Annotated in this window: 15 protein-coding genes; 11 read left to right on the top strand and 4 right to left on the bottom strand. The window is 39.5% G+C overall.

The window, feature by feature from the left end:
* The first annotated feature begins 4 nt into the window (after nt 1–4).
* The 9 genes from FJR77_RS01260 to FJR77_RS01225 all read left to right on the top strand — a co-directional run bounded on the left by FJR77_RS01260 (nt 5) and on the right by FJR77_RS01225 (nt 7437).
* Nucleotides 5–850 (top strand): ATP-binding protein, encoded by an 846-nt coding sequence (locus FJR77_RS01260; protein WP_094752984.1) that lies wholly within the window; start codon nt 5–7, stop codon nt 848–850.
* Nucleotides 847–1008, top strand: a complete 162-nt coding sequence (locus FJR77_RS10125) for a hypothetical protein (RefSeq protein WP_162837499.1) — start codon at nt 847–849, stop codon at nt 1006–1008. The genes FJR77_RS01260 and FJR77_RS10125 overlap by 4 nt, the downstream gene beginning before the upstream one ends.
* 89 nt (nt 1009–1097) lie before the next feature.
* Nucleotides 1098–1328, top strand: coding sequence for a hypothetical protein (locus FJR77_RS01255; protein ID WP_004261935.1), 231 nt, complete (start codon nt 1098–1100; stop codon nt 1326–1328).
* A gap of 48 nt (nt 1329–1376) precedes the next feature.
* Nucleotides 1377–2237, top strand: coding sequence for a phage major capsid protein (locus FJR77_RS01250; protein WP_094752985.1), 861 nt, complete (start codon nt 1377–1379; stop codon nt 2235–2237).
* 9 nt (nt 2238–2246) lie between these two features.
* Nucleotides 2247–2795, top strand: coding sequence for a hypothetical protein (locus FJR77_RS01245; protein WP_094752986.1), 549 nt, complete (start codon nt 2247–2249; stop codon nt 2793–2795).
* A gap of 377 nt (nt 2796–3172) precedes the next feature.
* The gene (locus FJR77_RS01240; RefSeq protein ID WP_061864797.1) at nt 3173–3583 is read left to right on the top strand and encodes a DUF722 domain-containing protein; all 411 of its coding nucleotides are present in this window, start codon (nt 3173–3175) and stop codon (nt 3581–3583) included.
* 136 nt (nt 3584–3719) lie between these two features.
* Nucleotides 3720–4064 carry an HK97 gp10 family phage protein gene (locus FJR77_RS01235; RefSeq protein WP_004261968.1) on the top strand — a complete coding sequence of 115 codons (345 nt, stop codon included), beginning with the start codon at nt 3720–3722 and terminating at the stop codon, nt 4062–4064.
* Nucleotides 4065–4544: 480 nt separating this feature from the next.
* Entirely contained in the window at nt 4545–5003 is a 459-nt protein-coding gene (locus FJR77_RS01230; protein WP_140833971.1) for a CtsR family transcriptional regulator, read from the top strand.
* Between the two features lies 1 nt (nt 5004).
* The gene (locus tag FJR77_RS01225; RefSeq protein ID WP_140833973.1) at nt 5005–7437 is read left to right on the top strand and encodes an ATP-dependent Clp protease ATP-binding subunit; all 2433 of its coding nucleotides are present in this window, start codon (nt 5005–5007) and stop codon (nt 7435–7437) included.
* A 73-nt stretch (nt 7438–7510) separates the two neighbouring features.
* Here the strand turns inward: FJR77_RS01225 and FJR77_RS10245 are convergent, their stop codons facing one another.
* Nucleotides 7511–7741, bottom strand: a complete 231-nt coding sequence (locus tag FJR77_RS10245; RefSeq protein ID WP_140833975.1) for a hypothetical protein — start codon at nt 7739–7741, stop codon at nt 7511–7513.
* 278 nt (nt 7742–8019) lie between these two features.
* Between FJR77_RS10245 and FJR77_RS01215 the strand changes: the two genes are divergently transcribed.
* Complete coding sequence (locus FJR77_RS01215; RefSeq protein WP_140833976.1) at nt 8020–8694, top strand: hypothetical protein; 675 nt, start codon at nt 8020–8022, stop codon at nt 8692–8694.
* A 75-nt stretch (nt 8695–8769) separates the two neighbouring features.
* Here the strand turns inward: FJR77_RS01215 and FJR77_RS01210 are convergent, their stop codons facing one another.
* Genes FJR77_RS01210 through hslO form a run of 3 tightly spaced genes read right to left on the bottom strand, consistent with a single transcriptional unit; the run spans nt 8770 to nt 11156 of the window.
* A complete protein-coding gene (locus tag FJR77_RS01210; protein ID WP_140833978.1) occupies nt 8770–9315 on the bottom strand; it encodes a cysteine hydrolase family protein in 546 nt (181 codons plus the stop codon).
* Nucleotide 9316: 1 nt separating this feature from the next.
* Nucleotides 9317–10297, bottom strand: a complete 981-nt coding sequence (gene dusB / locus FJR77_RS01205) for a tRNA dihydrouridine synthase DusB (RefSeq protein ID WP_162927899.1) — start codon at nt 10295–10297, stop codon at nt 9317–9319.
* A complete protein-coding gene (hslO, locus tag FJR77_RS01200; protein WP_140833981.1) occupies nt 10284–11156 on the bottom strand; it encodes an Hsp33 family molecular chaperone HslO in 873 nt (290 codons plus the stop codon). The genes dusB and hslO overlap by 14 nt, the downstream gene beginning before the upstream one ends.
* 164 nt (nt 11157–11320) lie before the next feature.
* Here hslO and FJR77_RS01195 point away from each other — a divergent pair, with 164 nt between their 5' ends.
* Nucleotides 11321–12748, top strand: coding sequence for a helix-turn-helix domain-containing protein (locus tag FJR77_RS01195; RefSeq protein ID WP_140833983.1), 1428 nt, complete (start codon nt 11321–11323; stop codon nt 12746–12748).
* The last annotated feature ends 48 nt before the right edge of the window (nt 12749–12796 follow it).

The following is a 12796-nucleotide window of genomic DNA, read 5'->3' as shown; positions in this document are numbered from 1 at the left end:
GAAGATGAAGGAACAATTTAAAGAATTTAATAACAGAAAAATATCAGATACAGTTTGCGATATTCACCAGGTAAATTATTGGGAAATTTCTGTACCAGTGTTAGGGAGTTCAGAAAGAAAACTACAAGCATTTTGCCCAGAGTGTGTAAAGGGAGAGATTAAACAAAAAGAGCAAGACTTATTACAGCAGTTCGAGGACAGGCAAGCTTACTTTAAAACTTATGATGTCTTAATGCGTGATAGTACGATTCCTAACGAGTTGAAGGGGGCAACGTTTGATAATTTCTTTGTTAAGACGACAGAGGAGAGTCAGATGTTAGAGTTTGTAAAGGGGCAAGCCCAGAAGTACCTTGCAGGTATGACGGGAAATACTTTAATCAGCGGTAGCACAGGAATAGGAAAAAGTCATTTATCTCTTGCCCTGGCCAAAGAAATCAATGAGAGCTTCAGAGAGAAGAACGAGCCTAAGAGCGTCTTGTTTGTCAGCTTAACCGAGATTATCAAGCAGATAAAAGAAGGCTGGGCTTATGGAAGAAATGCAAACTTAACAGAGTATGAGGCGGTTAAAAAGCTTGTTGATGTTGATTTTCTAATCATTGATGACCTGGGGGCAAAAAATGGGACGGTAACCCCTAAGAGCGATTGGGAACAGGATTTCTTGTTTGATATTATCAATAATCGAGAAACTACGATTTTCAACACGAACCTAGATAGTAGTGAACTGCGGACGGTATACAATGCTAGAAACTCAAGTAGGATTTTGAAAGGTTTAGAAGGGAACACTTTCAAGGCTTTCACGATCAAAGACAAGAGATACACTATAAACACAGTGAGGGGAGAATTTCAATGAATGATGATAAAATGCGATTTGCAACAGAAAAAGGCTTTGTTGTCTACGAAAAATGTGGTATAATAGAGATAGAAAAAGTTCCAAGTTTTGGAGAGATAACTTTATTCTATTCAGATGGGAAATTTACTCATCTAGTCAAAAAAGAAACTAAAAAATAAGTCTATTGAGAACAACTCAGGGACATACCGTAAGCATATAATGCTAGTGGTATGTCCCTTTTTGTTTGCATAGAAAGGGGGTGAGGGAGATGTCAGGAGATACTTCTTTAGGGTATGTAGTAGCCAATAAGTTTTCTATGGATCCAGATAAAAGACAGAAAATCTTTTCTCAGTGTAAAAAAGAAGATGATAGCTTAGAACAACGGAAACAAGAAATACTAGAAAAATATGCTAACAAACAAGACAAATCAAAATCTAGAAAAAATGATTCTAAAGGCTCGGAGAGTCATAAAAGAAAAGCTAAGAGCAAAGAATTTTAGAAAAAATTATAAACAAAAATCAGATATTAAAAGATGAAGGAGCAAAAAATGACAACTAACTTAGCTAAACAAAAAGAAAATCTAGAAGCTTATATTCGAAGTACAGGTTATAACACTAGAGGGATGAACGTAGAAAATAATCATGTACTCATTGAAAAACCAATCCTTGATAGTTATGAAGATGAACATCAACGTAAAGAACTGGTTGATCTAGTAAATGTTATTGAGACTTGTACCCGTGGCGGGAAGTATGAAGTAACTGACTTTGAATATGATTCATTACAAGAAGTTAGCGAAAATTCGGTTGATAGAACAGAAGAAGATAAAAAGAAAACTATCAGCGTTGATTACTTAGTTAAATTATTCAGTGGAAAACTTGATTTTTCACAGGAACAATTAGACGATGGCCAATATAATTTAACGGATTTTCTTGGTAAGAAGATTATTAAATTAAAACGTAGAACACGAAATAGAGAGATTGGGAAAATTCTCCAAACTGCGAAAGTGCAGACTGCTACAAGTATGGACGACTTGAAATCTATTGTTTCTTTAATCAATCCAGAGCGCAATGTATCTATGGTTATTAGTCAATCACTATTTAATGTCTTAGACAAAATGAAAGACACTTCAGGAAATTATCTTCTTAAAGTTGATAAAGAGACAGGGACAAGTGAAACATTCTTTGTAGATAACTTTTTAATTGTAGATGATACGACATTAGGGAACAAAGGTGACAAAAAAGGCTTTATCGGAGATCTAGAAAATTTTGTTACTTTGTTTGATCGCAAGAAAGATACACTTAGTTGGGTGAATGCGAATGACTATTTTGGGAAACGGTTGATTTTACATACCCGATTTGATGTAAAAAAAGTTGAAGCAGATTGTGGTTACTTTATTCAATGGAACTAGGAGAAAGAAATGGATATTAATCAAGTATTTGAAACACTGGATGATCTAGATAATAAAAAAAGTAAGATTAATTCAGCACGAGAACAGTTAAGCGAAAAAAGGAAAAGCCTGTTAGGCAATCAAGCAGTTTCATTTGAGAACATAGATTCTTTTTTGTCAAATAACTTAGAATCTTTAGAGCAGCTGGGAAAGATGGAAAAAGCTATTAATGGCCTTCAGGAAAAATTTGATAGTGATTTTTCAGAAGCTAATGCAGTCATCTTTGAATACATTTTTAAAGAAACTAAGCAACGGATGGAAACTAAGAAGATCTATAAACAATACCGAAAGAAACTTAGACGAATTTTGGACGCATATGATGAAATTCAAGAACTGAAGAAGGATGTAGAAGAAATTCATACAGGTGTAGTCAGAGAAATAAGTCAGAGACATTCTCTATCGCCGTATCGAACAGAAGTAAGTCCGCTTACTGTCCTACCATTCTTAACCCCTGATTCTAGCGGATGGATGAATTTTTCTAAGGAATATCGGGACATTAAAGAGTATTTAGAAAAATAGGGAACAAATTAAGTAAGGCTAGTGATATATGGCTCAAACAAAAGAAATATCGCTAGTCCTACTTTTATGCTTTACTAAGTTTCACATAACAAAGTAAGCATAAACTGAAAAGAAGTAATAGCTTGAAAGCAAGGTATATCAGGGGTTTACAGAATGGAGTGAGTTTCACAGAATGTAAGATATGAGAAACTGAGGGGATAAATTAAAGAAATTTCCCTTGAACTTGTCATACTGAAGAGTTGTCAAACTTAAAACAATGATACCTGATAAGTGGAGTGTTGGAAGGCTTTTAGCGCTTTTTGTCAGTTTGACAGAATTTACAATTTGACAAATTGCAAGATAAAAAATTTTTAAAATTTAAGTGGAGGTACTTGCCTATGTACGAGTTGAGTAACAGAGACTTGGACGGGATAGATATTGAGTTAGGACGGTATAGAACGCTTGCTAATAAAATTTATTTGAGAAGACAGGAACTAATACATAATAAGAAACATAGCGCTGAAGATTATACTGGTGGGAAAGGCAAGACAGTATCTAGTCCTACTGAAGCGACAATCATTAGAATTGAAGAAGACCAAACACTAAGATATTTAGAAGGCTTCAAACTAGTTGTAGATACCTTGATGGAAAACTTAATTGAAAGTGATCTAGTCATTTTTAAAATGAGATATTTAGAAGCTGGTGCGACTTGGGAAGACGTGGCAGAGAAACTAAATAAAACTACTCGTTATATAAATAGTCGAAGAAAAGTAATCGCTAAAAGATTTATAGAACTGAAAGGATATTGACACTCCCCCCCACTTTGTAAAGCATTTTCGTTGATTTTAGGTACCGGGAGCGGTAACTTTTTCCAAGTCGGAAGCTGTCAACCAAAAAGGGGGTAAAAAGTTGATATTTTAAAAAAATAGAAGGAGTTTTTAGAAAATGGATTTAGCAGCACAATTAGCAAATATTTTAGCAGAATATTGCGAAGAGGTTAATGAAGAAGTTGATAAAATTGCGGAGCAAGTCGCTAAAGAAACAGTTAAAGAATTAAAGGAAACTAGCCCTAAAAGAACAGGTAAATATTCAAAAGGATGGCGTAAGAAAAGAGTGAGAAATGGAGTTTGGGTCGTATATAGTTTTAAATACGGCTCTCTTACTCATTTACTTGAATTTGGACATATTAAACGAAATGGGGGGAGGACTAAGGCGTACCCTCATTTAAGACCTGCAGAACTGAATGCGATTCAAAAATTTACAGAAAGGATTAAGAACATTTCAAAGTAAACTATAATTGAATAGTATTAAGTAGACTAATTAAGTGAGCAAACCAACACATCGTTATTTAAGTCCTTAGATTTATTTCTGAGGGCTTTTTATCCTTGCTTCTCATATTGCTATTTGATAAAATAAAAGTAAGAACAGCTTTTTCCCTATCCTCTATGCTTTTATCTTTTTCTTTTGCGGGATTCTGGTTATATATAAGTTTGAGAGGATATGCTATAATATTACCAGGTAATAAAAAAAGCACGTCTGACCGTGCTAGTTTCTTGCCTGCTGAACTCATCAATATTACGCCCTTTTTAGGGCTCTTTTTTGTGGACTTTTTTAGGAACTTTCAAGAAAAACTAAGGCGTTTTAATGCCTAAATGTTTTTAAAGAAAGTCAGTATTTTCAAGGGCTGAGCTCTAAAAATTTGACTTATAGAGTGTTAAATGATAGTATAGTCAAAGATAGTCAAGGTTTAAAGAGAGAGGTGGGTTTGTAATGAGATTTAAAAATACATCGGATCATATTGAGGCCTACATCAAGGCGATTTTAGATCAATCTGGTATTGTGGAATTGCAACGAAGTCAGTTGGCAGATACCTTTCAGGTTGTTCCTAGTCAGATTAACTATGTGATCAAGACACGCTTTACGGAAAGTAGAGGCTACTTGGTTGAAAGTAAGCGTGGTGGCGGAGGATACATTCGTATAGGAAGGATTGAGTTTTCTAGTCATCATGAAATGCTCCGCGATTTGCTTTACTCGATTGGTGAGCGGGTCAGTCAAGAAATTTATGAGGATATTCTGCAACTTTTGGTTGAGCAGGAATTGATGACCAAGCAGGAGATGAATTTGCTAATGACAGTAGCTTTGGATCGCGTTTTAGGAGAAGAAGCTCCAGTCCTTCGAGCTAATATGCTACGACAGGTCATACAAGAGGTAGATAGAAAAGGGAAGTAAGATGAACTATTCAAAAGCATTGAATGAATGTATCGAAAGTGCCTACATGGTTGCTGGCCATTTTGGAGCTCGTTATCTAGAGTCTTGGCACTTGTTGATTGCCATGTCCAATCACAGTTATAGTGTGGCAGGGGCAACTTTAAATGACTATCCATATGAGATGGACCGTTTAGAAGAGGTCGCTTTGGAACTGACTGAAACGGACTATAGCCAGGATGAAACCTTTACGGAATTGCCGTTTTCTCATCGTTTGCAGGTCCTTTTTGATGAAGCAGAGTATGTAGCATCAGTGGTCCATGCTAAGGTGCTAGGGACGGAGCACGTCCTTTATGCGATTTTGCATGATGGCAATGCCTTGGCAACTCGTATCTTGGAGAGGGCTGGTTTTTCTTATGAAGACAAGAAAGATCAGATTAAGATTGCAGCCCTTCGTCGAAATTTAGAAGAACGAGCAGGCTGGACTCGTGAAGATCTCAAGGCTTTACGCCAACGCCATCGTACAGTAGCTGACAAGCAAAATTCTATGGCCAATATGATGGGCATGCCCCAGACTCCGAGCGGTGGTCTCGAGGACTATACGCATGATTTGACAGAGCAAGCGCGTTCTGGCAAGTTAGAGCCAGTTATCGGTCGGGACAAGGAAATCTCACGTATGATTCAAATCTTGAGCCGTAAAACCAAGAATAATCCTGTCTTGGTCGGGGATGCTGGTGTCGGGAAAACAGCTCTGGCGCTTGGTCTTGCCCAGCGTATTGCTAGTGGTGATGTACCTGCGGAAATGGCTAAGATGCGCGTGTTGGAGCTGGATTTGATGAATGTCGTTGCAGGGACACGTTTCCGTGGTGACTTTGAAGAACGCATGAACAATATCATTAAGGATATTGAAGAAGATGGCCAAGTCATCCTCTTTATCGATGAACTCCACACTATCATGGGTTCTGGTAGTGGGATTGACTCAACTCTAGATGCGGCCAATATCTTGAAACCAGCCTTGGCGCGTGGAACTTTGAGAACGGTTGGTGCCACCACTCAAGAAGAATACCAAAAACACATTGAAAAAGACACAGCTCTTTCTCGTCGTTTCGCTAAAGTGACGATTGAAGAGCCAAGTGTGGCAGACAGCATGACCATTTTGCAAGGCTTGAAGGCGACTTATGAGAAACATCATCGTGTGCAAATCACAGATGAAGCGGTTGAAACAGCGGTTAAGATGGCCCATCGTTACTTAACTAGTCGTCACTTACCAGATTCTGCTATCGACCTTTTGGATGAGGCAGCAGCAACAGTGCAAAATAAGGTAAAGCATGTAAAAGCAGACGATTCAGGTTTGAGTCCAGCTGACAAGGCCTTGATGGATGGCAAGTGGAAACAGGCAGCCCAGCTAATAGCAAAAGAAGAGGAAGTGCCTGTCTATAAAGACTTGGTGACAGAGTCTGATATTTTGACTACCTTGAGTCGTTTATCAGGTATTCCAGTCCAAAAACTGACTCAGACTGACGCTAAGAAATACCTGAATTTGGAAGCTGAATTGCACAAACGTGTCATCGGCCAAGATCAAGCTGTTTCAAGCATTAGCCGTGCCATTCGCCGCAACCAGTCAGGGATTCGCAGTCATAAGCGTCCGATTGGTTCCTTTATGTTCTTAGGGCCTACAGGTGTCGGTAAGACTGAATTGGCTAAGGCTCTGGCAGAAGTTCTTTTTGATGACGAATCAGCTCTTATCCGCTTTGATATGAGTGAGTATATGGAGAAATTTGCAGCCAGCCGTCTCAATGGAGCTCCTCCGGGCTATGTGGGCTATGAAGAAGGTGGGGAGTTGACCGAGAAGGTTCGCAACAAACCCTATTCCGTTCTCCTCTTTGACGAAGTAGAGAAGGCCCACCCAGACATCTTTAATGTTCTCTTGCAGGTCTTGGATGACGGTGTCTTGACTGATAGTAAGGGACGCAAGGTTGACTTTTCAAATACCATTATCATCATGACGTCAAACCTTGGTGCGACAGCCCTTCGTGATGACAAGACAGTTGGATTTGGGGCTAAGGATATTCGTTTTGATCAGAAAAATATGGAGAAACGCATGTTCGAAGAGCTGAAAAAAGCTTATAGACCTGAGTTTATTAACCGTATTGATGAAAAGGTGGTCTTCCATAGCCTATCTAGTGACCATATGCAGGAAGTGGTGAAGATTATGGTCAAACCTTTAGTAGCAAGTTTGGCTGAAAAAGGTATTGACTTGAAATTACAAGCTTCCGCACTGAAATTATTGGCAAATCAAGGATATGACCCAGAGATGGGAGCTCGTCCACTTCGCAGAACCCTGCAAACAGAAGTGGAAGACAAGTTAGCAGAACTTCTTCTTAAGGGAGATTTGGTGGCAGGCAGCACACTTAAGATTGGTGTCAAAGCAGGCCAGTTAAAATTTGATATTGCATAAAAAACGAGGTCGGGACAAAGTTCCCGACCTCTTTGTTTACCTTTATTAGTCTGCTTTGCTGTTGCGACTGTTTTTAGGGATGGCTATCTTTCTTAGGATTACTCAATATGTGAGTAAAGAAGTCTTTGTATTTATATTTTAAATAGGTTTCGTGTAAATACAATAAAGCCACGTAGACAATCATAAAAACGATAGTTAAGAAGAACAAATCAAATGTTGTTTGAGCGTAATGAGTAGCTGCCCCGTAAGAAGCGAAAGCATCTAAAATCAACCAAGGAAGATACTTGTAATATTTGCTTAACATAAGCCTACACCTCCTATATTCTATTTCAATGTTATTATATTCCTTCACACTCAATAATGCAAGCGATTACACAAAGGGGATTTAAACAATTTTAATCAAAATAGGAATTTTTTTCTGTTTTATTACGAATAGAAGAGTAGGAGGAGTAAATGTATCTAAAGTATTTAAGATTTTTAAAATAGTTTAGATAAATTGTTGACATATTTAAATCCCGATGTTACAATTATATTACAAAAAGATTTCTCAATATTTCAAAAATATTACAAAGGAGTAGAAAAATGAAAAAGAAAACCTATATCAAATTGATGACAGCTACAGTATTAGCATCAACTATACTATTAGGAGCTTGTGGAAATAAAAAGGAAACAACTCAAGTGAGCAGTTCTGCTAAGACAAGCCAATCATCAAGCTCCAAAGCAGCTTCTGCTAGCAAAGAAAGCAAGACTCAGAAGTTTTCAAGTTCAGCTTCATCTGAACAGGCCAAGGCGTCTACTGATCAGTCTTCAGCAAGTGCAGCACCATCACAAGTAGCACCAGAACAAAGACAAGGTCAAGAGGTGTCTAATCAACAGGCAGCTAGTCAACAAACGCCTGCTCAGGCTCCTCAAGCCCAGTCTAACCAATCAAGCTATGATTCTACAACTGACCGCAAACTTCAAGATAAGCAAGCAGAGCAAAATAAACGCTACAAGGGTGTTTTAACCATGGTAGATGGTGATTTCTCAGCTGCAGCGGGCAATTGGAAGGGAGAAAATGGCGAAACCATCACAGTTTCATCAGGCGGTCAATTTACAGTAGAATCTGCTGATGGAAAGAAAGAAAATTACTCTATCAAAGGCTATTCTTATACTCTTGATGATGGTAAGTATAATGCCAAAATCGGTGGAGGAAAAATCATCCAAATTACAACAGGAGCGGATGGTAAGGTTTCCAGCGTTGCTTTGAGTCAATAATAGCTCTCAGTATTTGAATTTTACAGTCAAAGAAAATCCGTCAGCTCAAATAAGAGTTGACGGATTATTTTATACTCATACTTGGGTTAAAAATTCTTCTGTAGTAAGAATTTGAGCAAATTCATCTTGTAGAGAAAGGAGATGAATTTCATGAATAGTCTCAGGAGAGATGGTCTGACCGTTTTTGTTAGATAGGGTAAAACTGGCAGTAGCATCTGCTAGTAAAGTGACTTCAAAACCAAGATTTGCTGCCATTCGTGTCGTAGTAGATACACAATGAGGCAGGGTCAAACCAACAACGACTAAATGACAAATCTGATTTGTTCGTAAATATGTTTCAAGATTTGTTCCAATAAAGGCGCTATTAACCGTTTTTTGAAAGACAGGTTCTGCAGTAACTGGCTCAAATCCACTTTTAAACACCTGATTTTGTTTGTTATGAAATTGCGACTGGGGATTGTCAGATATGTGTTGAACGTGTAAGACTGGAAGAGCGTGTTTACGAAAGTATGCCAGTACCCTCAGTGCTTGTTGTTCAGCTTGAGGGTTGTTCCGTTCTCCCCAGATAGGGTTATCAAATGCTTTTTGCATATCGATAATCAGTAGAGCAGTATGAACCATTTTATGCCTTATCCAATTGCAAGAGAGCCTCAATCTCTGTCAGAGTGCTAGCTTGTGAAATAGCTCCACGGAGTTTGGCAGCGCCAGATGTTCCACGGAGGTAGTGAGGAGCGAGTCCTCGGAATTCACGAACTGCGACGTTTTCCCCTTTGAGGTTAATCAAGCGTTTCAAGTGTTCGTAGGCGATTTTCATCTTGTCTTCAAAAGTCAAATCAGGGAGGATTTCTCCTGTTTCAAAGTAATGGTTGATTTGGTTGAAGAGGTAAGGATTTCCCATGGCAGCGCGGCCAATCATAACTGCGTCAGCACCAACTTCTTCGATGCGTTGTTTGGCTTCTTGGACAGTACGGATATCACCGTTGGCGATAAATGGAATCTTGGTCAAAGCTTGAGCGACCTTGTGAAGGGTCTCAAGGTCTGCATGACCTGTATACATTTGTTCGCGTGTACGACCATGCATAGCAAGGGCAGAAACACCTGCAGCTTCAGCAGCGAGGGCATTTTCTACTGCAAGAGATGGGTCAGCCCAGCCGGTACGCATTTTGACAGTAAGGGGAATATCAAGGACAGATTGAACCTTGTTGATGATAGAGTAGATCTTATCTGGATCCTTGAGCCACATAGCGCCAGCTTCGTTCTTCACGATTTTGTTAACTGGACAGCCCATGTTGATATCAACGATATCGGTCTTGGTATTTTCTTGGATAAATTCTGCTGCGCGTGCTAGGCTATCTTCATCGCTACCAAAAAGTTGGATAGAGACAGGGTTTTCGCCTTCATCGATATGAAGCATATGCAGGGTTTTTTCGTTGTTGTATTGGATTCCTTTGTCAGAGACCATTTCCATGACAACGAGTCCAGCTCCGAGCTCCTTTGCAATGGTACGAAAGGCTGAGTTGGTCACGCCAGCCATGGGTGCTAAAACGGTACGATTGGGAATCTCAACATTGCCAATCATAAAAGGTGTATTAAGATTTGTCACGAATGAGTTCCTCCAGGTCGTTTTCATCAAAGTTGTAAGTGGTTTGGCAGAATTGACAAGTGATTTCTGCTCCGTGGTCTTCGTCCTTCATTTCCTGTAAGTCTGAGCTTGGAAGGCTGGCAAGAGCGTTCATAAAGCGTTCATGGCTACAGTCACATTGGAAACGGATTTCTTCTTCAGAAAGACGCTTGTAGGTCTCGTCACCGTAGATAGCCTTGAGAAGGGCTTCGATATGGTCTTCACTTTCGAGAAGCGTTGAGATAGCTGGCATTTCTTGGATGCGTTTTTCAAAGCGAGCAATCTCTTCTTCCTTGGCTCCCGGCAAGACTTGGACTAGGAAACCACCTGCAACCTTGACCTTGTCTTCTTCGTCTAAAAGGACATTGAGGCCGACAGCAGAAGGGGTCTGTTGGCTTTCGGTCAGGTAAAAGGCCAGATCTTCACCGATTTCTCCAGAGATGAGGGGAGTCATAGAGTTGTAAGGATTTCCAATGCCGTAGTCTGTGATAACGAGGAATTGACCGTTTCCAACAAAAGGTCCGACTAGGACTTCACCAGTTGCAGTCTTTTTGATATCGACACCTGGATTTTGAACGTAACCTTTGACATTCCCCTTGGTATCAGCGACGGTGATGATGGCACCTAGTGAGCTAGATCCCAGAACCTTAACTGTTAGTTTAGTATTTCCTTTTTCATTGGCTGCGAGAATCTGGCTAGCGATAAGAGTTCGACCAAGCGCTACAGTTGAGCTAGCTTGGGTTTGGTGTTTTTCTTGAGCAATGCGGACGGTTTCTGTGCTGTCAAGGACAAAAGCACGAAAGGCTCCGCTTTCTGATATAGTTTTAATAATTTTATCCATAGCTACTATTTTAGCATAAAAATGCCCAAAGGGGGAGCCGTGTGTTTGCTGATTTTCAGGATAATGGACCAGGAAATCAGCAGGTAAATAAAAAGAGAAACAGATTATTTCAGCATTTGTAAGATTTATGCTATGCTTAAGGTAGAAAATGAAAGGGGTAACAAATGTATTTAGGAGATTTGATGGAAAAGGCTGAATCTGGCCAATTTTCAATCTTTTCCTTTCTATTACAAGAGTCTCAGACGACCGTCAAGGCTGTAATGGAGGAAACAGGATTTTCAAAAGCAACCCTAACCAAATATGTCACCCTGCTCAATGATAAGGCTTCGGACAGTGGTTTAGAGCTAAACATATCCTTAGAAGATGAAAATCTGCGTCTGTCTATCGGTGCAGCTACCAAGGGGAGAGATATCCGGAGCTTGTTTTTGGAAAATGCTGTTAAATATCAGATTTTGGTCTATCTTCTCTACCACCAACAGTTTTTAGCCCATCAGCTGGCTCAAGAATTGATGATTAGCGAGGCTACGCTTGGTCGTCACTTGGCTAGTTTAAATCAGATTTTGTCAGAATTTGACTTATCCATCCAAAATGGACGTTGGCGAGGTCCAGAGCATCAGATTCGCTATTTCTATTTCTGTCTTTTACGCAAGATCTGGTCGAGTCAGGAATGGGAAGACCATATGCAGAGACCAGAGAGAAAGCAGGAAATTGCTACACTAGAAGAAATCTGCGGTGCAAGTTTGTCTTCGGGGCAGAAATTAGATTTGATTCTCTGGGCTCACATCAGTCAACAACGTCTTCGGGTCAATGCCTGTCAGTTTCAAGTCATAGAAGAGAAAATGAGAGGGTATTTTGACAATATTTTCTACCTTCGTTTGCTCAGAAAGACCTCGTCTTTTTTCGCTGGACAACACCTTCCACTGGGAACTGAGGATGGTGAGATGATGATATTCTTCTCTTTCCTCTTGTCTCATCGCATTCTTCCTCTTCATACTATGGAGTATATTCTTGGTTTTGGAGGGCAATTAGTAGGTTTGCTGACGCAATTGATTCAAGAAATGAAGAAGGAGGAATTGCTGGGTGATTATACAGAGGACCATGTCACCTATGAACTTAGTCAGCTTTGTGCTCAAGTCTATCTATACAAGGGCTATATTTTACAGGACCGCTACAAGTACCAGTTAGAGAATCGTCATCCTTATTTGTTGATGGAACATGATTTTAAAGAGACAGCAGAAGAGATTTTTCATACCTTGCCCACTTTTCAGCAGGGGACGGATTTGGATAAGAAAATTTTCTGGGAATGGCTCCAGTTGATCGAATATATGGCTGAAAATGGTGGCCAGCATATGCGGATTGGTCTGGATTTGACATCTGGTTTTCTTGTCTTTTCAAGGATGGCAGCTATTTTAAAACGGTATTTGGAATACAATCGTTTTATCACCATTGAAGCCTATGACCGAACTCGGCATTATGATTTGCTGGTTACAAATAACCCGATTCATAAGAAGGAACAGATACCAGTCTATTATTTAAAAAACGACTTGGATATGGAAGATTTGGCAGGGATTCGTCAGTTATTATTCACTTAAAAGACTTGGTGCTTCCAGGTCTTTTTTGTGAAATTTACACAATCTCCT

Source organism: Streptococcus shenyangsis, assembly GCF_006385785.1.
In the GTDB taxonomy this organism is placed as follows: Bacteria; Bacillota; Bacilli; order Lactobacillales; family Streptococcaceae; genus Streptococcus; species Streptococcus shenyangsis.
The sequence above is the reverse complement of the archived record's forward strand: the minus strand, read 5'-3'. Positions and strand labels throughout refer to the sequence as shown.